Origin of the sequence: Sphingobium sp. TA15, assembly GCF_037101235.1 — a bacterium.
Lineage (GTDB): Bacteria > Pseudomonadota > Alphaproteobacteria > Sphingomonadales > Sphingomonadaceae > Sphingobium > Sphingobium indicum.
Genome location: NZ_AP025355.1, coordinates 1,470,712 through 1,491,113, shown reverse-complemented (window position 1 = coordinate 1,491,113; position 20,402 = coordinate 1,470,712). Strand labels below are relative to the sequence as shown.

The 20,402-nt window shown below is 65.5% G+C and carries 17 protein-coding genes and 1 tRNA gene; 8 read left to right on the top strand and 10 right to left on the bottom strand.

Features of this window, described 5'->3' with window-relative positions; genetic code table 11:
• The first annotated feature begins 25 nt into the window (after positions 1-25).
• Genes Sj15T_RS07465 through glgX form a run of 5 tightly spaced genes read left to right on the top strand, consistent with a single transcriptional unit; the run spans position 26 to position 9,353 of the window.
• The gene (locus Sj15T_RS07465) at positions 26-2,494 is read left to right on the top strand and encodes a glycogen/starch/alpha-glucan phosphorylase (protein ID WP_013040460.1); all 2,469 of its coding nucleotides are present in this window, start codon (positions 26-28) and stop codon (positions 2,492-2,494) included.
• Positions 2,495-2,512: 18 nt separating this feature from the next.
• Positions 2,513-4,675, top strand: coding sequence for a 1,4-alpha-glucan branching protein GlgB (glgB, locus tag Sj15T_RS07460; protein WP_013040459.1), 2,163 nt, complete (start codon positions 2,513-2,515; stop codon positions 4,673-4,675).
• 50 nt (positions 4,676-4,725) lie between these two features.
• Positions 4,726-5,985, top strand: a complete 1,260-nt coding sequence (glgC, locus tag Sj15T_RS07455) for a glucose-1-phosphate adenylyltransferase (protein WP_007688750.1) — start codon at positions 4,726-4,728, stop codon at positions 5,983-5,985.
• A 15-nt stretch (positions 5,986-6,000) separates the two neighbouring features.
• Positions 6,001-7,449 carry a glycogen synthase GlgA gene (glgA, locus tag Sj15T_RS07450; protein ID WP_013040458.1) on the top strand — a complete coding sequence of 483 codons (1,449 nt, stop codon included), beginning with the start codon at positions 6,001-6,003 and terminating at the stop codon, positions 7,447-7,449.
• Positions 7,446-9,353, top strand: coding sequence for a glycogen debranching protein GlgX (gene glgX, locus Sj15T_RS07445; protein WP_013040457.1), 1,908 nt, complete (start codon positions 7,446-7,448; stop codon positions 9,351-9,353). Before glgA ends, glgX begins: the two co-directional genes overlap by 4 nt.
• A 453-nt stretch (positions 9,354-9,806) precedes the next feature.
• Here glgX and Sj15T_RS07440 read toward each other — a convergent pair.
• Both Sj15T_RS07440 and folK read right to left on the bottom strand, forming a co-directional pair.
• Positions 9,807-9,882, bottom strand: a tRNA-Lys gene (locus Sj15T_RS07440).
• A gap of 45 nt (positions 9,883-9,927) precedes the next feature.
• Positions 9,928-10,428 (bottom strand): 2-amino-4-hydroxy-6-hydroxymethyldihydropteridine diphosphokinase, encoded by a 501-nt coding sequence (folK, locus tag Sj15T_RS07435; RefSeq protein WP_013040455.1) that lies wholly within the window; start codon positions 10,426-10,428, stop codon positions 9,928-9,930.
• Positions 10,429-10,451: 23 nt separating this feature from the next.
• On the opposite strand from folK, the gene Sj15T_RS07430 reads away from it, so the two are divergent.
• Positions 10,452-11,105, top strand: a complete 654-nt coding sequence (locus tag Sj15T_RS07430) for a uracil-DNA glycosylase (RefSeq protein WP_041385952.1) — start codon at positions 10,452-10,454, stop codon at positions 11,103-11,105.
• Here the strand turns inward: Sj15T_RS07430 and Sj15T_RS07425 are convergent.
• The 3 genes from Sj15T_RS07425 to Sj15T_RS07415 all read right to left on the bottom strand — a co-directional run bounded on the left by Sj15T_RS07425 (position 11,095) and on the right by Sj15T_RS07415 (position 13,352).
• Positions 11,095-11,385 (bottom strand): antibiotic biosynthesis monooxygenase, encoded by a 291-nt coding sequence (locus Sj15T_RS07425; protein ID WP_007688763.1) that lies wholly within the window; start codon positions 11,383-11,385, stop codon positions 11,095-11,097. The two genes, Sj15T_RS07430 and Sj15T_RS07425, sit on opposite strands and share 11 nt — an antisense overlap.
• A 19-nt stretch (positions 11,386-11,404) precedes the next feature.
• Positions 11,405-12,253 carry an N-carbamoylputrescine amidase gene (gene aguB / locus Sj15T_RS07420; RefSeq protein ID WP_013040453.1) on the bottom strand — a complete coding sequence of 283 codons (849 nt, stop codon included), beginning with the start codon at positions 12,251-12,253 and terminating at the stop codon, positions 11,405-11,407.
• Positions 12,254-12,368: 115 nt separating this feature from the next.
• Positions 12,369-13,352: an agmatine deiminase family protein gene (locus tag Sj15T_RS07415; RefSeq protein WP_007688767.1), complete on the bottom strand. Its 984-nt coding sequence runs from the start codon at positions 13,350-13,352 to the stop codon at positions 12,369-12,371.
• Positions 13,353-13,619: 267 nt separating this feature from the next.
• On the opposite strand from Sj15T_RS07415, the gene Sj15T_RS07410 reads away from it, so the two are divergent.
• Positions 13,620-14,492, top strand: coding sequence for an alpha/beta hydrolase (locus Sj15T_RS07410; protein WP_013040452.1), 873 nt, complete (start codon positions 13,620-13,622; stop codon positions 14,490-14,492).
• A 72-nt stretch (positions 14,493-14,564) separates the two neighbouring features.
• On the opposite strand, the gene Sj15T_RS07405 is transcribed toward Sj15T_RS07410, so the two are convergent.
• The 3 genes from Sj15T_RS07405 to rpsD all read right to left on the bottom strand — a co-directional run bounded on the left by Sj15T_RS07405 (position 14,565) and on the right by rpsD (position 18,142).
• Positions 14,565-15,497 carry a nitronate monooxygenase family protein gene (locus tag Sj15T_RS07405; protein WP_013040451.1) on the bottom strand — a complete coding sequence of 311 codons (933 nt, stop codon included), beginning with the start codon at positions 15,495-15,497 and terminating at the stop codon, positions 14,565-14,567.
• A gap of 199 nt (positions 15,498-15,696) precedes the next feature.
• Positions 15,697-17,343, bottom strand: coding sequence for a M28 family peptidase (locus Sj15T_RS07400; protein WP_013040450.1), 1,647 nt, complete (start codon positions 17,341-17,343; stop codon positions 15,697-15,699).
• A gap of 184 nt (positions 17,344-17,527) precedes the next feature.
• Complete coding sequence (gene rpsD / locus Sj15T_RS07395) at positions 17,528-18,142, bottom strand: 30S ribosomal protein S4 (RefSeq protein WP_007688773.1); 615 nt, start codon at positions 18,140-18,142, stop codon at positions 17,528-17,530.
• 181 nt (positions 18,143-18,323) lie between these two features.
• On the opposite strand from rpsD, the gene Sj15T_RS07390 reads away from it, so the two are divergent.
• Positions 18,324-18,620, top strand: coding sequence for a chorismate mutase (locus Sj15T_RS07390; protein ID WP_013040449.1), 297 nt, complete (start codon positions 18,324-18,326; stop codon positions 18,618-18,620).
• Positions 18,621-18,688: 68 nt separating this feature from the next.
• On the opposite strand, the gene Sj15T_RS07385 is transcribed toward Sj15T_RS07390, so the two are convergent.
• A complete protein-coding gene (locus Sj15T_RS07385) occupies positions 18,689-19,741 on the bottom strand; it encodes a TrmH family RNA methyltransferase (RefSeq protein ID WP_013040448.1) in 1,053 nt (350 codons plus the stop codon).
• A gap of 81 nt (positions 19,742-19,822) precedes the next feature.
• Positions 19,823-20,284, bottom strand: a complete 462-nt coding sequence (gene nrdR, locus Sj15T_RS07380) for a transcriptional regulator NrdR (RefSeq protein ID WP_013040447.1) — start codon at positions 20,282-20,284, stop codon at positions 19,823-19,825.
• Positions 20,285-20,402: the final 118 nt, after the last annotated feature.

Here is a 20,402-nt window from a genome sequence, read left to right as displayed (position 1 = left end):
ACTCGAAGGCGAAAGGGGCGCATTTATGAACCTGAAAGGCCAAACCACCCTCCCCAAGCCCGCCCCGCGGCAGGTCGATCCACAGGTTCTCGCCCATGAGATCGTCGAGCGGCTGACCTATCGGATCGGCAAGAACGCGACGGCCGCCAAGCCGCACGACTGGCTGCACGCGGTGATCCTCGCCATTCGCGACCGGGTGATCGACGCCTGGATCGCCTCCACGGAGAAAACCTATGAGCAGCAGGGTCGGCGGGTCTATTATCTGAGCCTGGAGTTCCTGATCGGCCGGCTGATGCGCGACGCGGCGTCCAACATGGAAATGCTGGACGACATGCAGGCGGCATTGAGTTCGCTGGGCGTCGACATCGACATCATCGCCGCGCTGGAGCCGGACGCGGCTTTGGGCAATGGCGGCCTGGGCCGGCTGGCGGCCTGCTTCATGGAGAGCATGGCGACGGTCGACGTGCCCGCCTATGGCTATGGCATACGCTATGTGAACGGCATGTTCCGGCAGGAGATTTCGGACGGCTGGCAGGTGGAACTGCCCGAAACCTGGCTGACCCACGGCAATCCCTGGGAATTCGAACGGCGCGAGGCGAGCTATGAGATCGGCTTCGGCGGGCGGGTCGACCCGTCGGAGAATGAGGACGCCAGCCAGCACCAGATGCGCTGGCGCCCGGCCGAGCGGGTCATCGCCACGCCCTATGACACGCCGATCGCGGGATGGCGGGGCAAGCGGGTCAATACGCTGCGCCTGTGGGAGGCGCAGCCGATCGACCCGATCCTGCTCGACCGCTTCAACGCCGGCGACCATCTGGGCGCGCTGACCGAAAGCAACAGGGCGGAGGCGCTGACGCGGGTGCTCTATCCCGCCGACAGTTCGCCCGCGGGGCAGGAATTGCGGCTGCGGCAGGAATATTTCTTCTCCTCCGCTTCGCTGCAGGACATCGTCAGGCGGCATATCCAATATTTCGGGGACATCCGCACCCTGCCGGACAAGGCGGCGATCCAGCTCAACGACACCCATCCGGCGGTCGCCGTCGCGGAGCTGATGCGCATCCTCCTCGACAATCACGGCGTCGATTTCGACGAGGCGTGGGACATCACCCGCCGGACGTTCAGCTACACCAACCACACGCTGCTGCCCGAAGCGCTGGAAAGCTGGCCCGTGCCGTTGTTCGAACGGCTGCTGCCCCGGCACATGCAGATCGTCTATGCGGTGAACAGCCGGCTGCTGGGGGAGGCGCGGCGGTCGGGCCAGTTCGACGACCGGGCGATCGGCGCCATCTCCCTGATCGACGAGGGGGGAGAGCGGCGGGTGCGCATGGGCAATCTGGCCTTCGCCGGATCGCACAGCGTCAACGGCGTGTCGGCGCTGCACACCGAACTCATGAAGGAAACGGTGTTCGCCGATTTCCACCGCCTCTACCCGGCGCGGATCAACAACAAGACAAACGGCGTCACCTTCCGCCGCTGGCTGATGCAGTGCAATCACGGGCTGTTCGAACTGGTCCGCGAGGCGATAGGCGACCGCTTCATGGACGATCCCGAAGCGCTGCGGGAACTGGATCGCTTCGCCGACGACAGCGCCTTCCAGGAGAAATTCCTGGCCGTCAAGCGCGCCAACAAGGTGGCGCTCGCCGATCTGCTGCGCCAGCGGGTCAACGCCCGGATCGATCCTTCCGCCCTGTTCGACATCCAGATCAAGCGCATCCACGAATATAAGCGGCAGTTGCTCAACATCATCGAGGCGGTGTCGCTCTACGACCAGATACGCTCGCACCCGGAGAAGGACTGGGTTCCGCGGGTCAAGCTGTTCGGCGGCAAGGCGGCGCCCAGCTATCATAACGCCAAGCTGATCATAAAGCTGGCGGGCGACGTGGCGCGGGCGGTCAATCACGACCCGGCGGTTCAGGGCCTGCTGAAGGTGCAGTTCGTGCCCAATTACAATGTGTCGCTGGCGGAAATGATGATCCCCGCCGCCGACCTGTCCGAACAGATTTCGACCGCGGGCATGGAGGCGTCGGGCACCGGCAACATGAAGTTCGCGGTCAACGGCGCGCTCACCATCGGCACGCTGGACGGCGCCAATGTCGAGATGCGCGACCATGTGGGGGAGGAGAATATCGTGATCTTCGGCCTCACCGCCGCGCAGGTGAACGAACGGCGCGCCCATGGCTACGACCCTCGCGAGGTGATCGGCCAGAGCCGCGAACTGGGCCAGGCGCTGGACGCGATCGCGAGCGGCGTCTTTTCCCCCGACGATCCGGGACGCTACAGGGATCTGGTGCAGGGCATCTACGATCATGACTGGTTCATGGTCGCGGCCGATTTCGACAGCTATTCCGCCGCGCAGCGCAGGGTGGACGGGATATGGCATGACCAGGCGCTCTGGGCGAGCAAGGCGATCCACAATGTCGCGCGCATGGGCTGGTTCTCGTCGGATCGCACGATCAGGGAATATGCGACGGACATCTGGAAAGTGCCGGTTTGACGCGGGGCCGTATCTAGCGTGGGCCTGACCCCGGAACAGATCGCCCGCCTGCTGGAGGGGCGGGAGGACGATCCGTTCGCGACGCTTGGCGTCCATCCGGCGGAAAAGGGTTTCACCGCCTGCGTCTTCCTGCCCGATGCGGTGAGCGTCGAGGCATGCAGGCTGGACGGCAGGGCGGTCGGCGCGCTGGATCGGGTCCATCCGGCGGGGCTGTTCTTCGGCAAGGTCGCCCTGCGCAAGCGCCAGCCGCTGCGCTATCGGGCGACCTATGCCGATGGCGGCGAATATGCGCTGGTCGATCCCTACAGCTTCGGCCCGGTGCTGGGGCCGATGGACGATTATTATTTTGCCGAAGGGTCTCATGCCCGGCTATTCGACAAGATGGGCGCGCACCTCATCACCCATGAAGGGGTGGCGGGCACGCATTTCGCGGTCTGGGCGCCCAACGCGGCGCGGGTGTCGGTGGTGGGCGACTTCAACCGCTGGGATGGTCGCCGGGCGCCGATGCGGCGGCGGCAGGATGCGGGAATATGGGAAATCTTCCTGCCCGAAGTGGGGGTGGGCAGCGCCTATAAATATGAGATCGTCGGGCCTGACGGGAAAGTCCTGCCGCTAAAGGCCGACCCCTTCGCCTTTCGTTCCGAATTGCGGCCCGCGACAGCCTCCATCGTGGCGGCGGTCCCGGCCCATGACTGGGGCGACGAGCGCCACCGCGCCTATTGGGAAAGGGCCGATCCGCGCCGCGAAGCCATTTCCGTCTATGAGGTGCATGCCGGCTCCTGGCAGCGCGGCGAGGATGGCAATTTCCTCAGCTGGGACGCGCTGGCCCACCGGCTGATCCCCTATGTGGTCGGCATGGGCTTCACCCATATCGAATTCCTGCCGATCAGCGAATATCCCTATGATCCAAGCTGGGGCTATCAGACCACCGGGCTTTACGCGCCGACCGCCCGCTTCGGCGATCCGGAGGGCTTTGCCCGCTTCGTCGACGGCGCGCACCGGGCGGGGGTAGGCGTCATCCTCGACTGGGTGCCTGCCCATTTCCCGACCGACGCCCATGGGCTGGCCCATTTCGACGGCACCGCCCTTTATGAGCATGCCGATCCGCGCAAGGGCTTCCACCCCGACTGGAACACCGCCATCTATAATTTCGGCCGGCGGGAAGTGGCGCAATATCTGGTCAACAACGCCCTTTTCTGGGCGGAGCGCTACCATGTCGACGGGCTGCGCGTCGACGCCGTCGCCTCCATGCTCTACCTCGACTACAGCCGCAAGGAAGGGGAGTGGATTCCCAACAGCCAGGGCGGGCGGGAAAATGTGGAGGCGGTCGATTTCCTGCGGCAGATGAACAAGGCGCTCTACGGCACCCATGCCGGCGTCATGACCATTGCCGAGGAGTCGACGAGCTGGCCGAAGGTGTCCCACCCCGTCCATGAAGGCGGGCTGGGCTTCGGTTTCAAGTGGAATATGGGCTTCATGCACGACACGCTGCGCTATCTGGCGCGCGATCCAGTGCACCGCGCCCATCATCATGACGACATCACCTTCGGCCTGCTCTACGCCTTTACGGAGAATTTCGTGCTGGCGCTCAGCCATGACGAGGTGGTGCACGGCAAGGCGTCCCTGCTGCACAAGATGCCCGGCGACGACTGGCAGAAATTCGCGACCCTGCGCGCCTATTACGCCATGATGTGGGGCTATCCGGGCAAGAAGCTGCTGTTCATGGGGCAGGAATTCGCCCAGCGCGCCGAATGGAGCGAGGCGCGGGCGCTAGACTGGCACCTGCTCGATCACGCGCCGCACCGGGGCGTGCAGTTGCTGGTGAGCGACCTCAACCGCCTCTACCGCTCCCATCCCGCCTTGCATGCCCGCGATTGCGAGCCGGAGGGCTTCGAATGGGTGCTGGTCGACGCGGCGGCGGACTCGGTCTTCGCCTGGGTCCGGCGCGCGCCCGGCCTGTCGCCCATCGTCGTCATCAGCCACTTCACGCCGACCTTGCGCCACGGCTACCGCATGCGCCTGCCCTCCGGCGGCCGCTGGCGAGAGATCGTCAACAGCGACGCCGCCGACTATGGCGGCAGCGGCGCGGGCAATATGGGGATCGTCACCGCCGATGAGGAAGGATGGGCCAATGTCACCATTCCGCCGCTCGCGACGTTGATGCTGGAACTGGACTATTGAAACCGACGGGCGGAAACCAAGCGCTCGCGAGCATGAAGGAGAAGAGGGCGATGCAGCCAAGACACCAGCCGATCGCCCGCGACGCCATGGCCTATGTACTGGCCGGGGGCAGGGGCAGTCGCCTGGCCGAATTGACCGACCGCCGCGCCAAGCCGGCGGTGCATTTCGGGGGCAAGGCGCGGATCATCGATTTCGCGCTGTCGAACGCGCTCAACAGCGGCATCAGGCGCATCGGCGTCGCGACGCAATATAAGGCGCATTCGCTGATCCGGCATCTCCAGCGCGGCTGGAACTTCTTTCGCACGGAACGCAACGAGAGCTTCGACATCCTGCCTGCCAGCCAGCGCGTGTCGGAAAGCCAGTGGTATGAGGGCACGGCCGACGCCGTGTTCCAGAATATCGACATCATCGAAAGCTATGCGCCGGAATATATGGTCATCCTGGCGGGGGACCATGTGTACAAGATGGACTATGAACTGATGCTCCAGCAGCATGTCGACAGCGGCGCGGACGTCACCATCGGCTGCATGGAGGTGCCGGTGAAGGAAGCCAGCGGCTTCGGCGTCATGCATGTGGACGAGCAGGACGTGGTCACCGCCTTCGTCGAAAAGCCGAAGAAGCCGCCGCACATTCCCGGCAGCCCCGGCATGGCGCTGGCGTCCATGGGCATCTACGTCTTCCGCACCGCCCTTTTGATCGAGGAACTGCGCCGCGACGCTGACGATCCGGACAGCAAGCGCGATTTCGGCGGCGACATCATCCCGCACATCGTCAAGCATGGCAAGGCCGTCGCCCACCGCTTTTCCAGCAGTTGCGTCCGCGCCGAAAGCGAACCCGTGCCCTATTGGCGCGACGTCGGCACCATCGACGCCTATTGGCAGGCGAATATCGACCTGACCGACGTGGTGCCCTCGCTCGACCTCTACGACCGGAGCTGGCCGCTCTGGACCTATTCCGAAGTCACCCCGCCCGCCAAGTTCGTGCATAATGAGGAGGGGCGGCGCGGTTCGGCCACATCCTCCCTGATCGCGGGCGGGTGCATCGTGTCGGGATCGTCGCTCCACCGCAGCCTGCTGTTCACCGGGGTGCGCACGCACAGCTTCTCCTCCGTGACGGAGAGCGTCATCATGCCCGACTGCGTGATCGGGCGCGGGGCGCGGCTGCATAAATGCGTGCTGGATTCGGGCGTGATCGTCCCGCCCGGCCTGATCGTGGGGGAACATCCGGAACATGACGCGCAGCGTTTCCGACGGACCGAAGGCGGCGTGACGCTGATCACCCAATATATGATCGAACGGCTGGCGGACTGAATCTTGGGCGGGGGAATGGCGATGCGGGTTCTTTCGGTCGCGTCCGAAATCTATCCGCTGGTGAAGACCGGGGGACTGGCCGACGTGGCGGGCGCCTTGCCCGGCGCGCTGGCGGGGCAAGGCATAGGGGTCAGGACGCTGGTGCCGGGCTATCCGGCGGTTCTTTCGCGCCTGGGCAAGGCGAAGCCGCTGCGCCGCTATGACGCGCTGTTCGGGGCGCCGGCGGCGGTGCTGGGGGCGAAGCTGGGCGAGCTTGACCTGCTGGTGCTGGATGCGCCGGATTTCTTCGCGCGGGAAGGCGGCCCCTATGGCGATGCGGGCGGCGGCGAATGGCCCGACAATTGGAAACGCTTTGCCGCCCTGTCCCGCGTGGGGGCGGACATGGCGGCCGAAGGGGTGAAGGGCTGGCGGCCCGACCTGGTCCATGCGCATGACTGGCAGGCGGCGATGACCGCCGCCTATATGCGTTTCGGCCCGGCCCATGCCGTGCCCAGGGTGGTGACGATCCATAACCTGGCCTTTCAGGGGCGTTTCGGCGCGGACATCTTTCCCCAACTGGGCCTGCCGCCCGAAGCCTGGGGCGTCGACGGGGTCGAATATTATGGCGGCACCGGCTATCTGAAGGCAGGGCTTGTCTCCGCCGACGCCATCACCACCGTCAGCCCCACCTATGCCGACGAAATCCGTTCCCCGATGCACGGCATGGGGCTGGACGGCCTGATCAACGGCCGGGCCGACAGGCTGCACGGCATATTGAACGGCGTCGACACCGCGATATGGGATCCCGCCGCCGATCCCCTGATCCCCAGGCCCTTCAGCGCGCGCGCGCTGGGCGGGCGCCGCGCCAGCCGCCGCGCCCTCGAAACGCAGTTCGGCCTCGACCGCGACGATGCGCCGATCTTCATCATCGTCAGCCGCCTCACCTGGCAGAAGGGCATGGACATGGTGATGGACGCCATTGACCATCTGGTGGGCCTGGGCGGCAAGCTGGCGCTGCTGGGGTCGGGCGACCATCCGCTGGAGGGCGCGTTCCTGGCGGCGGCGGACCGGCATCGCGGCCGGGTTGGGGCGCGGATCGGCTATGACGAGCCGCTGTCGCATCTGATGCAGGCGGGCGGCGACGCCATATTGATCCCCTCCCGCTTCGAACCCTGCGGCCTGACCCAGCTTTACGGCCTCCGCTATGGATGCGTGCCGGTTGTGGCGCGTGTCGGCGGGCTGGCGGACACGGTGATCGACGCCAATGAAGCTGCCGTCGGCGCGGGCGCGGCGACCGGCATCGTCTTCCCCCCGTCCGATCCGCTGGCGCTGCACGGCGCGATCGCGCGCGCCATCCGCCTTCATGCGCATCGGCCGACATGGCAGGCGATGCAGCGCGCCGGCATGCGCGCCGACTTTTCCTGGACCCATAGCGCGGCGCGCTATGCGGAACTGTTCCGCACCCTGATCCAGACCGGCGCATGAGTCCGCTGGGTCCGGACATGCACGAACGCGGAACCCGTTTCCGCGTCCATGCGCCCGATGCCGACCGGCTCTGGCTGTGCCTGTTCGATGGCCAGGATCGCGAGACGCGCCTGCCGATGACGCGGGACGTTGATGGAATCTGGTCCGTCGATGCGCCGGGCGTGGGGGAGGGCGATCGCTATGGCCTGCGCGCCGACGGGCCCCATCATCCGGACGCCGGGCTGTGGTTCGACCCGGACAAGCTGCTGCTCGATCCCTATGCCGCCGCCATCGACCGGCCGTTCGCCTATGATCCGATGCTGGCCGCGCCACGCGGCGAGGGCGGGGACACGGCAGCCTTGATGCCCAAGGGGGTGGTGACGCCACCCTTTTCCATGATGGCTCCGGAACCGCCGGTCTTCCGCCCCGGCGGGCTGGTCTACGAGGTGCAGGTCCGCGGCTTCACCATGCTGCATCCCGACATTCCGGAGGCGCGGCGCGGCACCATAGCCGCGCTTGGCCATCCCGCCGTGATCGAACATCTGCGCCGCCTGCATGTCTCCGCCGTCGAACTGATGCCGATCAACGCCTGGATCGACGAACGGCATCTGGGGCCGCTGGGGCTGCGCAACGCCTGGGGCTATAATCCGGTCAGCTATTTCGCGCTCGATCCCCGCCTCGCGCCCGGCGGCATGGCGGAACTGCGCGGCGCGGTGGACGCGCTGCATGCGGCCGGCATCGGCGTGATCCTGGACATGGTCTATAATCATGACGGGGAAAGCGACCGGGAGGGGCCGACCCTGTCGCTTCGCGGCCTGGATGCGCGCAGCTATTTCCGGCATGAAGCCGACGGCCGCCTGATCAACGACACGGGCACGGGCAACAGCATCGACTGCAACCATCCCGTCGCGCAGCGGCTGATCCTGGATTCACTGCGCCATTTCGTCGGCGCGGCGGGCGTTGACGGCTTCCGCTTCGACCTCGCTCCCGCTCTGGGACGCCTGCCGACGGGTTTCGACAGCGAAGCGCCCTTGCTGAGGGCGATGCGCGACGATCCGCTGCTGTCCGACCGCATCCTGATCGCGGAACCGTGGGACATCGGCCCCGGCGGCTATCAGCTCGGCCGGTTCGGGGAACGGTGGCTGGAATGGAACGACCGCTATCGCGACGACATGCGCCGTTTCTGGCGCGGGGATCGCGGCATGATCGGCGCGCTGGCGACCCGGCTCGCGGGATCGTCCGACATTTTCCATGGCGCTGCGGCGACGCGGACCGTCAATTTCCTGGCGGCGCATGACGGCTTCACGCTGGCTGACCTGACCGCCTATGAACATCGCCGCAACGAAGCCAATGGCGAGCATAACCGTGACGGTCATGGCGAGAATTTCAGTTGGAACAACGGCGTCGAAGGCGCCAGCGCCGATCCGGCCATTCAGGCGGCGCGGCGGCGCGACGTCAAGGCGCTGCTCGGCACGTTATTCTGCTCCCGCGGCACGATCATGCTGACCGCCGGCGATGAGTTCGGGCGGACGCAGATGGGCAACAACAATGCCTATGCGCAGGATAATGCGATCGGCTGGCTCGACTGGCAGGGGCGCGACCGCGAGATTGAGGCGCATGCCTTCGCGCTCGCCGGCCTGCGGGCGTCCGCGCCGGATTTCAACGACACGGGCTGGCTGTTGGAAGACGACATCGAGTGGCTGGACGAGCAGGATCGGCCCATGACCGTCGCGCAATGGGAGGATGCGGATCGCCGCTACCTGGCCATGCGGTTCCGGCGATCTGGCTTCACCATCCTCATCAATGGCGACGACCAGCCGCGGGATTTCGGCGCCGTGCGCGTCCCCGCCCGAACGGTCCTGCCCATTCCCGCTGAACGGGAAAGCGGCGCGCGGGGTCGCGCCGGCGACCGGCCGCAGAGCTAGATTATCGAGAGCCGCCGCGCTCAGCATGAAACGAGGAGCCGCGAGGCGAACCCTCCAAAATGCGGACAGATACATGCGTCGAAACGCTCCGGGAACCAGATGCATGGTTAAGTCGTTCATCTTGCAGAAAGAAATGGAGAGGGCAGATGGACGACGCTTTGAAGCCTGACGCCATGTTCGGCATCTTGTTCGGCCTGCTGGTTTCGATAGAAATATGGTGCTTTGCCGCGCTGGTGATCAAGGCGGTCTAGGCTGTATCGACATTCAGCCCTGACGGCCCGCAAATGGTTGAAGCGAGTCACGTGCCTCGCTTCAATCTCCGTGCTTCCGGTGCTCACCTACTTTGAGTAGGCTGCGCGCCAGTTCTCGAAATCCACTATTTTCGCCGCGCCCTGAACTGAATCCCCACACACCCTAATGAAGCGGATTGAAGGCAGCCCCGTGCCGACGGGGTGGTGAGCCCTGCTGGATTCGAACCAGCGACCTACTGATTAAAAGTCAGTTGCTCTACCGACTGAGCTAAGGGCCCTCATGTCCTGGGGTCCGCACGCACTAGAGGCGGCGATGCGGCGGGTCAACCTCCAGAAACCGCTTTTCGGAGGCGGAAGCGCAAATGGCGGATCGAAAGTCCCGACATCGGGTCGCGCCAGCCCGGCGCGATCGCATGCAGCGGCGCCAGCACGAAGTCCCGCCCGCGAAACGCCGGGTGCGGAATGCGCAGCGAGCGGCTGTTCCAGCGGCCCCCCGACCACAGGATGATGTCGATGTCCAGCCGCCTTGATCCCCAGCGCCTGAACCGCTGCCGGCCCAAGGCGCGCTCTATCGCCTGCAGGCGGGAAAGCATCTCCTCGGGCGGCAGGGGGCTTTCCATCAGCACCGCGCCGTTGGCGAAGACGCGGCGCGACGGCCCGATGGGCGGCGTCTGCATGACGGGAGCGACGCTGAGAACCGCGCCCAGTTCCGCGATCCGGCGGATCGCCTCGCCCAACAGACGGGGCGGATCCAGCCGCGCGGACAAGGCCCGGTTCGATCCCAGGGCTAGGGCGTAAACATGACGGGTGCTTGTCTTGGCCATCCCACAGCGCCTATCCCGTCGCCATGACGCTGCAAAGTCCTATCCCGCATGGCGAGGCGCCCCACGATTGCCCGCTTTGCCCGCGCCTGGCCGTTTTGCGCGAACGGAACCGGGCGGAACATCCCGGCTGGTGGAACGCGCCGGTCCCGCATTTCGGCGATCCGCTCGGCCGGATCGCGATTGTCGGCCTGGCGCCCGGCAGGATGGGCGCCAACCGCACGGGCCGGCCCTTCACCGGGGATCATGCCGGCGATCTGCTCTTTGCCACCCTCGCCAAGTTCGGCCTCACCGACGGCGTCTATGAAGCGCGCGCCGACGACGGCCTGACATTGCGTGGCGCCATCATCCTCAACGCGGTCAAATGCCTGCCGCCGCAGAACAGGCCACTGCCGGAGGAGGTCCACAATTGCCGTGCCTTCCTGAAGGCCGCGGTGGAGGCCTTGCCCCACGCGCAGGTCTTCGTCGCCCTGGGTCAGATCGCGCATCAGTCGACGGTCAAGGCGCTGGGCGGCAAGCTCCCCAAGGCGCGCTTCGCCCATATGGCGGAGCATCGCATGCCCAGCGGCAGGATCGTCATCGATAGCTATCATTGTTCGCGGTACAACCAGAATACCGGGCGATTGACGGCTCGGATGTTCGAGGCCGTCTTCGCCCGGGCGCTGGCGCTCAGCGAATGAGATAGTCGAGGTAGAGCCCGTCCGGCGGCCCGTCGAGCGCCGCCAGCATCGGCGCGAACAGCGCCTTGTCCAATATCTCCACCGCCGCCTTGTGGGCGTCGACATCGGCCCATTGCTCGATGAAGACGAAGCGGCGCTCATTGCCGATGTCGCGCATCAATTCCACCCCTTCGCATCCGGCCAGCGGGCGGACCGCGTCCGTCACGGCGCGCAGGGCGGTTTCCAGGGCGGCGCTCATGCCTTCCTTTGCGTGCATGACATAGTAGCGTGCAATGGTCATCGTCTTTCCTCCTGTTTGTTCAGATATCCTGGGCGATCCGGCCGTAAAGCTCCGGCCGCCGGTCGCGGAAGAAACCCATGCCGGCACGATGCTTGCGCGCCTGCGCCAGGTCCAGCGTCGCCACCAGCGCGCCATTGTCCCTGCCGTCGGCTTCCGCGGCGAAATCGCCCCACTCGTCGGCGATGAAGCTGTGGCCGTAGAATTTCTGGCCGTCCTCCTCGCCGATCCGGTTGGCGGCGATCACGGGCATGCAGTTGCTGACGGCATGGCCGATCATCGCCCGGCGCCACATGCGGCTGGTGTCGAGGTCCGCGTCATAGGGTTCGGACCCGATGGCGGTCGGGTAGAACAGCATCTCCGCCCCCATCAGCGCCATCACCCGCGCCGTTTCCGGATACCATTGGTCCCAGCATATGCCGACGCCGATGGTGCCGAATTTCGTCTTCCACACCTTGAACCCGCTATTGCCGGGGCGGAAATAATATTTCTCCTCATATCCCGGCCCATCGGGGATGTGGCTCTTGCGATAGACGCCCATGATCTCGCCCTCATCGTCGATCATGGCGAGCGAATTGTAGTGATGATGGCCGTCGCGCTCGAAGAAGCTGGTCGGGACATAGACGCCCTCCGCCTTCGCCACCTTGCGCATTTCCTGCACGGCGGGATGCTCGTCCAGGGGCAGGGCGTTGGCGAACAGTTCCTCCTCCTCCACCTTGCAGAAATAGGGGCCTTCGAACAGTTCGGGCGGCAGGACGATCTTCGCGCCCCGCGCCGCCGCCTTCACCACATGGCCGGCGACCATTTCGATATTGTCCGCCCGGTCGTCCGAAAAGGCGAGCTGGAGAGCGGCGACGGTAACTTTGGTCATCGGTAACACCCTAAGGACGAGCGCCCATGCGGGCCGCAATGGCAATGGTGAGGAGATAGAGCAGGATCGTGACCGCGCAACCCGCGATCGGCGCCGCGCTCGCTCCTTTCGGCTTTCAGGCGGACGGCATCTGCTGGCTGCAACAATGGAAGCTGCCGCCGCCCGACAGGATCGCGTCGCTGCGCAGGCCGACGATCTCCCGGCCGGGGAAGAAGGGCTTGAGCGCGTCCAGGGCCGCCTGGTCATTCGGCCGGCCATAGACGGGCACGATGACGGCGGCGTTGCCGATATAGAAATTCATGTAGCTTGCCGGAATCGCCTCCCCATCCACGATCACGCGGCCGGGGGAGGGGATGGGGGCGACGTCGACCCCGAACGCCCTGGCCCGCGCCCGCGCATCGGCATAGACGGCGGCATTGGGATCATCCTCCCCGCTCGCTTCCGGCAGCGCCAGCACCCCCGGCGCCACGAAGCGGGCCAGGTTGTCGACATGCCCGTCCGTATGATCGTTGAGCAGGCCGTCGCCCAGCCACAACATGTCGGAAAGCCCCAGCGAACCGGCCAGCAGGGTTTCGATCTTTCCCCGATCCAGTTCGGGGTTGCGGTTGGGGTTGAGCAGGCATTGCTCCGTCGTCACGAACAGGCCGGTGCCGTCGGTGTCGACCGCGCCCCCTTCGAACACCCAATTCTGGGTGGAGATCGGCAGCCCCGTCGTCGCCGCCAACCGCGCGCCTATATCCTCGTCGCCCGGCATCCGATATTTGCCGCCCCAGCCGTTGAAGCCGAAGTCGACCAGCGCCCGCTCCTTTCCCCGCTTCACCGCGATGGGCGCCGTGTCGCGCAGCCAGACGTCGCCCAGCTTCTGCACGACGATGGCGACCCCAGGCGGCACCAGGGCGCGGGCGATGTCCGCATCCCCCTCATTGGCGCAGACCAGCCGCACCTCTTCGCCCTTGCCCCCGGCATGCAGCGCGCTTGCGAACTGCGCGATCTGCCGCCGCGCATCGTCGAACGCGCCGGGCCATTCCTCGGCGGATGTGGGAAAGCCGATCCAGGTCCATTCATGCGGCGCCCATTCGGCGGGCATATGGAAAGTCATGGGCTCGGCTCCTGATCGCACGCTGTCCTCCGCGCCCTCTACAGCATCGCGCCGGGCATTCCAGAGGCATTATGACAAATGGCCGATTTCGGACGGGGAACGGACGGGCGGCTTTCCCCAGGGCGCGCCGCGCGCGACGGCGGCAACAAAGTTTGACGAAAGGCGCGTAAACCAAGGATTTTCGCCCATCGCCCCTTGCATGCGGCGGGGAGTTCGCCAAAGAGGCTGGAACGTCGTCCTTTCCCGTCACCGCTTTCGCAGGATCGCATGAACACGCAAGCCGCGCCGACCTCGCATTTCTACACGTCGCTGCGGATGCGCCTGCATTATCTGGATTGGGGCAACAGCGCGGCGCCCACGCTGATCCTGGTGCATGGCGGGTTCGACCATGCGCGGAGCTGGGACTGGACGGCGCGGGCGCTGGCGAAGGATTATCACGTGGTCGCGCCGGACCTGCGCGGCCATGGCGACAGCGCCTGGTCGGCCGAGGGTTCCTACATGATGGCGAACTATGTCTACGACCTGGCGCAGTTGATCGAGCAATTGGGGCGGGAGCCGGTGATATTGGTCGGCCATTCGCTGGGCGGATCGGTCGCGCTGCGCTATGCCGGGCTGTTTCCGGACAGGGTCGCCAGGATAGTAGCCATAGAGGGGCTGGGCCTGTCGCCGGGCCGGATCGAGGAGCAGGCGCAAAAGGCCGGGCCGGACCAATGGCTCCAATGGATCGACAAGCGGCGGACGCGGGCGCGCCAGACGCGGCGGCATTACCCGACCATAGAGGCGGCGGTGGCGCGCATGCGGGAACGCAACGACCATCTGTCGGTCGAGCAGGCGATGCACCTCACCATCCACGGCGTCAACCGCAACGAGGATGGCAGCTATCGCTGGAAATTCGACCCCTATCTGCACGATCCGGCGCCTCAGGCCTGGTCGGATGTCGACCTGCCCCAGTTCTGGAAGCGGATCACATGCCCGACCCTGCTGTGCCTGGGCCTGGATAGCTGGGCGTCCAATCCGGTGAAGGATGGGCGCGCCGCGCATTTCCAGGACGCGCGGCTGGTCGAATTCGCCAATGCGGGCCATTGGCTGCACCATGACCAGTTCGACCGCTTCATGGCCGAACTGCGCGGCTTCCTCTGACCCTTCCGCAGCGAAGCGCTGAGGCGTCACCTCCGGCCGGTGGAGGCCGTCAGGGCTGAATGCCGATACAGCCTAAGCGGCGAAGGCGGCGATGGCGGCCCGATATTCGGCCTTGAGCTGGGCGATGAAGTCGCCCGCCGGCTGAATGTCGCGGATGGCGCCGATTCCCTGGCCCGCGCCCCAGACATCGCGCCAGGCTTTCTTGGCGCCGCCCGCCGCGCTGGAAAAATCCATTTCCGACGCCTTCGGCAGATTGTCGGCATCCAGCCCGGCGGCGGTGATGCTCGGCCGCAGATAGTTGCCGAGCACGCCGGTGAAATAATCCGAATAGACGATGTCGGCCGCGCCGCTGTCGACGATCATCTGCTTGTAGGCCGGTTCGGCATTGGCTTCCTGCGTCGCGATGAAGGGGGAACCCATATAGGCGAAGTCCGCACCCATCATCCGCGCCGCCGCGATCGATCGGCCGGTGGCGATCGCGCCCGACAGGGCCAGCGGCCCGTCGAACCAGGCGCGGATTTCCTCCACCAGCGCGAAGGGCGACATGGTGCCGGCATGGCCGCCCGCGCCCGCCGCCACGGCGATCAGCCCGTCCGCGCCCTTCTGGATCGCCTTGCGCGCAAAGCCATTGTTGATGACGTCGTGCAGGACGATGCCGCCATAGCTGTGCACCGCCCGGTTCACATCCTCCCGCGCCCCCAGCGAGGTGATCACGATGGGCACGCGATATTTGACGCAGAGGGCGAGATCCTCCTCCAGCCGGCTGTTGGTCTTGTGCACGATCAGGTTGACCGCGAAGGGCGCGTCCCGGTCTGTCAGCGCCTCGCCCAATTGCTGGAGCCATTGTTCGAACATGCCGGACGGACGGGCATTGAGCGAAGGAAAGGAGCCCACGATCCCGGCGCGGCACTGGGCGATCACGAGCGCCGGCTGCGAGATGATGAACAACGGCGAACCGATCAGCGGCAGGGACAGGCGCCCTTCCAAAAATGCCGGCAAACTCATGGGCCAAGCCTCTCCTTCATGATTTCCAGCAGGGCGCTATCATTTAAGCGGGCGACGAAAAAGGCCGAATCGCGGAGATGCCGGGGGCAGGGAGGCGTCTTCCCCGATGCCGTAGGGTCAGGGGCGGCTGCCCCGCCGGCGATTGCGCTCCTGCCGACGGAAAATGGCGGCCTTCGCCCCTAAAAGGCCGCGGATTCGTTCACTTGCCCGCCCGGCTCGCGTCGCGGATCGCGCGGAACTCGTCCCCCGGCATCCAGTTCGGCCAATCGGTCGCGACGGCAAGCGCGCGGCCCACATCATAATAGAGCTTCAGGTCCGCCTTCACCCCGCTCCAGTCCCATCTGGGGTCATATTCGTCCTTGGGACCGTGATAATGATGCTCCTCATAGTCCTTGGCCGCCTTCGCGCCCGCGGCGGGGCCGCCCTTCGCCAGATCCTGCCCGCCTTCGAAATAGAGCATCGGCACCCCATGCTTGGCGAAGCTGAAATGGTCGGATCGGTAGTAAAAGCCCTTTTCCGGAGTCGGCTCCAGGCTGGCGACCCGCTTCTGCGCCGCCAGGGCGCGGTCCAGATAGGCGTCGAGCTGCGACTTGCCCTTGCCGATCACCACGACATTCTTCGCCAGCCCCGCCATGCTGAGCGCGTCCATATTGACCCCGCCCACCGTCTGCCCAAGCGGAAAGACGGGATGATTGCCGTAATAGGCCGACCCCAGCAGCCCCGATTCCTCCGCCGTCACTGCCAGGAAGACCTGGCTGCGCTCGGTCGGCCCGGCCTTCACATTGGCCTCCGCCAGGGCCACCAGCGCCGCCGTCCCGGTCGCATTGTCGATGGCGCCGTTGCAGATGTCGTCGCCGTCCGGCGCCGCCTCGCACCGGCCCAGATGGTCCCAGTGCGCCGCGTAGAGCACATATTCGTCGGGCCGCGCCTTGCCGGGGAGGAGCGCCACGACATTCTTCGAGCTATGCCTGCGAACGGCGTTGTCGAAGGAGACGCCGGCCTTCACATTCCTGAGCGGAACCGCCCTGAATCCGCGCTTCTTCGCCGCCGCCGTCAGCGCGTCGAGGTTCAGGCCCGCGCTTGCCATCAGCGCGCCCGCCTTGTCCTTTTGAATCCAGCCGATGGCGGCGGACTGGTCGGCATTGCCGTTGGCGCTGTCCGCCACATGTTGCGCGCCCGTCCAGCTCGACTGCACGACGTTCCAGCCATAGGCGGCGGGCACGGTGTCATGCACGATGATCGCCGCCGCCGCGCCCTGCCGCGCCGCTTCCTCGAACTTGTAGGTCCAGCGGCCATAATAGGTCATCGCCCGCCCGTTGAACGGCCCACGCAGCGTCGGCGTCTGGTAATCCGGATCGTTCACCAGGATGAGGACAGTCTTGCCCTTCACATTGACCCCGGCATAATCGTTCCACTTCTTCTCCGGCGCGTTGATGCCATAGCCGACGAAGACGACCGGGCTGTCCTTCACCTCGACATGCGGCTGGCCGGTGCGATAGGTGGCGATCACCATTTCGGGGCCGTAGGCGGCCGAAACCGCAGTCTTGCCCCCGGTGAAGCGCAGCGGAGACACATTTTTGGCGTCGATCTCCACCAGCGGCACGTCCTGGAACCAGCTTCCCTTGTTGCCGGGCTTCAGCCCCAGCGCCTCGAAACGCCGCACCAGATAGGCCAGGGTCTTTTCCTCCCCGGCCGTTCCGGGGGCGCGCCCTTCATAGGCGTCGGACGAAATCTCCTTCACCACCTCCTTCATCGTGTCGATGGAAGGGCCGTCGTCGGCGGCAGCGGCAATCGCCGCGCTCCCGCCGGCAAGGGCGACAAGGGTGGTCAGGAAAAGCGCGCGCATGGCAAGGCCCTTGAAAAGACGGCGAATGCGCCGTGATGCCAGTTGCCCGGGTGTCAAACAAGAAGGACGGGCAAACAAGTAGGACGGGCAAACAAGTCGGACGGGCAAACAAGTCGAAGGGGCAAACAAAAAGGCGGCCCTGAAGGACCGCCTTCCTGAAATTCTCGCCGGAAGCGAAACCGGATCAGCGCGAATAGAATTCGACGACCAGATTGGGTTCCATCTTCACCGGATAGGGCACTTCGTCCAGCGTCGGCACGCGGACATAGGTGACCTTGGCGGCGCCGTCAGCCACGACATAGTCGGGGATGTCGCGCTCGGGCAGGCCCTGGGCTTCCAGGACCAGCGCCATTTCCTGCGCCTTCTTGCCCAGGGTGATCTCATCGCCCGGCTTCACCAGGCGCGAGGCGATGTTGCACTTCACGCCGTTCACATAGATGTGGCCGTGCGACACGAGCTGGCGCGACGACCAGATGGTCGGGGCGAACTTGGCGCGATACACGACGGCGTCCAGGCGGCGTTCCAGCAGGCCGATCAGGTTCTGGCCGGTGTCGCCCTTCATGCGGGCGGCTTCGGTGTAGTTCTTTTTGAACTGCTTTTCGGTGATGTCGCCATAATAGCCCTTCAGCTTCTGCTTGGCGCGAAGCTGGATGCCATAGTCGGACATCTTGCCCTTGCGGCGCTGGCCGTGCTGGCCGGGGCCATATTCCCGCTTGTTGACCGGGCTCTTGGGCCGGCCCCAGATGTTCTCGCCCATGCGGCGGTCGAGTTTGTACTTGGCGCTTGAACGCTTCGACATGATGATTTCCTAAACAATTGCTTCTAACGTCATTCCCGGTATCGCCTGCTGTCCGTATTTCAGGGGCAGGGCCACCGTTTCACCGGGATACGGGGCCAATCGCGAAGCGGCGCCTATGAAGAAGCGACGACGCGATGTCAACCCTCGACAGCGCCTGTTTCCGGCCTTAGTTGAGCGGGCCATGGACCCCGAAAGCTACACCACCATGGCCGAAGTCCGCGCAGGGGTGGACGAAATCGACCGCCGGCTCGTCGCGCTGCTCGACCAACGCTTCGCCCATATGCGCGCCGCCGCCCGGATCAAGCCGGAACGCGCCGCCGTCCGCGACGAGGCGCGCAAGGCCGAGGTGATCGAGAATGTCCGCGCCGAGGCGGAGAGGCTGGGCGCCCCGGCCGATGTGATTGCCGACCTGTGGGACCGGCTGGTTGAAGCCTCGATCGCCTATGAGATGACCGAGTTCGACCGCCTCAAGGCATGACGTGCTCCTGCGAAGGCAGGAGCCCAGTTCAAACGTCCTGCCTTGGCAGAACATGTTGCGCTCAGCGTTCAGCGCGACCGCGGATTGCCCAGCGCCGACAAGACTCCGCGCAGGGTCCGCACCTCCAGATGGTTCCAGCCCGGCTTGGTCAGCAGGTTCCGCAAGGTGCGCTTGGTCGCGGGCGCCCGATCCGGCGGGAAGAAATAGCCCGCGCTTTCCAGCAGCGTCTCGAACTGCCCGATCATCCCCTCCAGTTCCGCCTGCGGAGCCGGTTCGCCCAGGTCGACCACGGTCGGCTGCTCCAGCGAAGCCTGTTTCGACCATTCATAGGCGCACAATATCACCGCCTGCGCCAGGTTGAGCGACCCGAATTCCGGATTGATCGGCACGGTCAATATCTTCCGCGCCAGCGCCACATCCTCGGTCTCCAGCCCCGACCGCTCCGGCCCGAACACATAGGCGGAGCGCCCCGTGGCGGCATGGATTTCTCGCGCCGCCTCTTCGGGCGTCACCACCGGCTTGGTCACGCCCCGCTTGCGCACGGTGGTGGCGTAGACATGCGCGCAATCCGCCACGGCATCGGCCAGAGTCCCGAAAACCTCCGCCTTGTCCAGAACGACATCCGCGCCCGCCGCCGATGGCCCGGCATCCGGATTGGGCCAGCCGTCGCGCGGGGACACCAGCCGCATCTCGACCAGCCCGAAATTCAACATGGCCCGCGCCGCCTTGCCGATATTCTCGCCAAGCTGCGGGCGGACGAGCACGATGACGGGGGGTGGGGCGGTTTCAATCATACCATCGTTCGTCCTGAGTAGGGGCTGAGCCTGTCGAAGCCCCGTATCGAAGGACTTGCGCGCCAACTGGCTGATCATGTCCCAATCGCCAGCGATCAAGGCTTCCTTCTTCTTCCGCGACCAACCCTTGATCTGCTGCTCTGCGGAAATCGCTTCGTCGCGTGTCCCGAAATCCTGTTGCCAGACGAGCGACACAGGCCGCCGCTTCTGCGTGTATCCCGCAATCCCGCCCGATTGATGCTGGGCGATGCGCTGTTCCAGATTATCCGTATGCCCCAGATAGTAGCTGCCGTCCGAACAGCGCAGCATGTAGACGTGGAAGGTCACGGCCTGGTCCTTCGATATGCCATTTCGACTTCGCTCAATGGCTACTCAGGACGAACGGAGGAAGAAAAGGACAGGGCGGGGTCAATCACTCCCCACCTCCTTCACCGTCGAGGCGAAATCCTCGAAGTCCCGCGCATCGGTGAAGTCCTTGTACACGCTGGCGAAGCGGATATAGGCGACGCTGTCCAGGCGTTTCAGCCCTTCCATCACCATCTCTCCGATCGCCCGCGCCGGAACCTCTCCGTCGCCTGACGTCTCCAACTGCCGCTGGATGCCCGAAATCAGCTTCTCCAGCCGGCTGGGATCGATTGGCCGCTTCCGGCACGCGATCCCGATGGAGCGCGCCAGCTTGTCGCGGTCGAAGGCTTCCTTGCGCCCCTCGCTTTTCACCACCCATATGTCGCGAAGCTGAATCCGCTCGAAGGTGGTGAAGCGCGCCCCGCAGGCTTCGCACTGGCGCCGGCGGCGGATGGCGGCGCCATCCTCCGTCGGGCGGCTGTCCTTCACCTGGCTGTCGTCATGGGCGCAGAAGGGGCAACGCATTCACTAAACTCCGTTCGTTTCGAGCTGGTCGAGAAACGAGATGTCGCTACTGCCCGTTTCTCGACCTCGGCCTGTCCGGAGCGACGCCGCGGACGGCGTCCAAGGGTTCGAAACGAAC

Coding starts and splice junctions, on each gene's coding strand:
- glgC (WP_007688750.1), top strand. CDS start 4,726: ATGCAGCCAAGACACCAGCCGATCGCCCGCGACGCCATGGCCTATGTA.
- Sj15T_RS07415 (WP_007688767.1), bottom strand. CDS start 13,352: ATGACTTTCCATATGCCCGCCGAATGGGCGCCGCATGAATGGACCTGG.
- rpsD (WP_007688773.1), bottom strand. CDS start 18,142: ATGTCGAAGCGTTCAAGCGCCAAGTACAAACTCGACCGCCGCATGGGC.
- Sj15T_RS07430 (WP_041385952.1), top strand. CDS start 10,452: ATGACGCTGCAAAGTCCTATCCCGCATGGCGAGGCGCCCCACGATTGC.
- Sj15T_RS07465 (WP_013040460.1), top strand. CDS start 26: ATGAACCTGAAAGGCCAAACCACCCTCCCCAAGCCCGCCCCGCGGCAG.
- nrdR (WP_013040447.1), bottom strand. CDS start 20,284: ATGCGTTGCCCCTTCTGCGCCCATGACGACAGCCAGGTGAAGGACAGC.
- Sj15T_RS07400 (WP_013040450.1), bottom strand. CDS start 17,343: ATGCGCGCGCTTTTCCTGACCACCCTTGTCGCCCTTGCCGGCGGGAGC.
- aguB (WP_013040453.1), bottom strand. CDS start 12,253: ATGACCAAAGTTACCGTCGCCGCTCTCCAGCTCGCCTTTTCGGACGAC.
- Sj15T_RS07405 (WP_013040451.1), bottom strand. CDS start 15,497: ATGAGTTTGCCGGCATTTTTGGAAGGGCGCCTGTCCCTGCCGCTGATC.
- Sj15T_RS07390 (WP_013040449.1), top strand. CDS start 18,324: ATGGACCCCGAAAGCTACACCACCATGGCCGAAGTCCGCGCAGGGGTG.
- folK (WP_013040455.1), bottom strand. CDS start 10,428: ATGGCCAAGACAAGCACCCGTCATGTTTACGCCCTAGCCCTGGGATCG.
- Sj15T_RS07410 (WP_013040452.1), top strand. CDS start 13,620: ATGAACACGCAAGCCGCGCCGACCTCGCATTTCTACACGTCGCTGCGG.
- glgX (WP_013040457.1), top strand. CDS start 7,446: ATGAGTCCGCTGGGTCCGGACATGCACGAACGCGGAACCCGTTTCCGC.
- glgA (WP_013040458.1), top strand. CDS start 6,001: ATGGCGATGCGGGTTCTTTCGGTCGCGTCCGAAATCTATCCGCTGGTG.
- Sj15T_RS07425 (WP_007688763.1), bottom strand. CDS start 11,385: ATGACCATTGCACGCTACTATGTCATGCACGCAAAGGAAGGCATGAGC.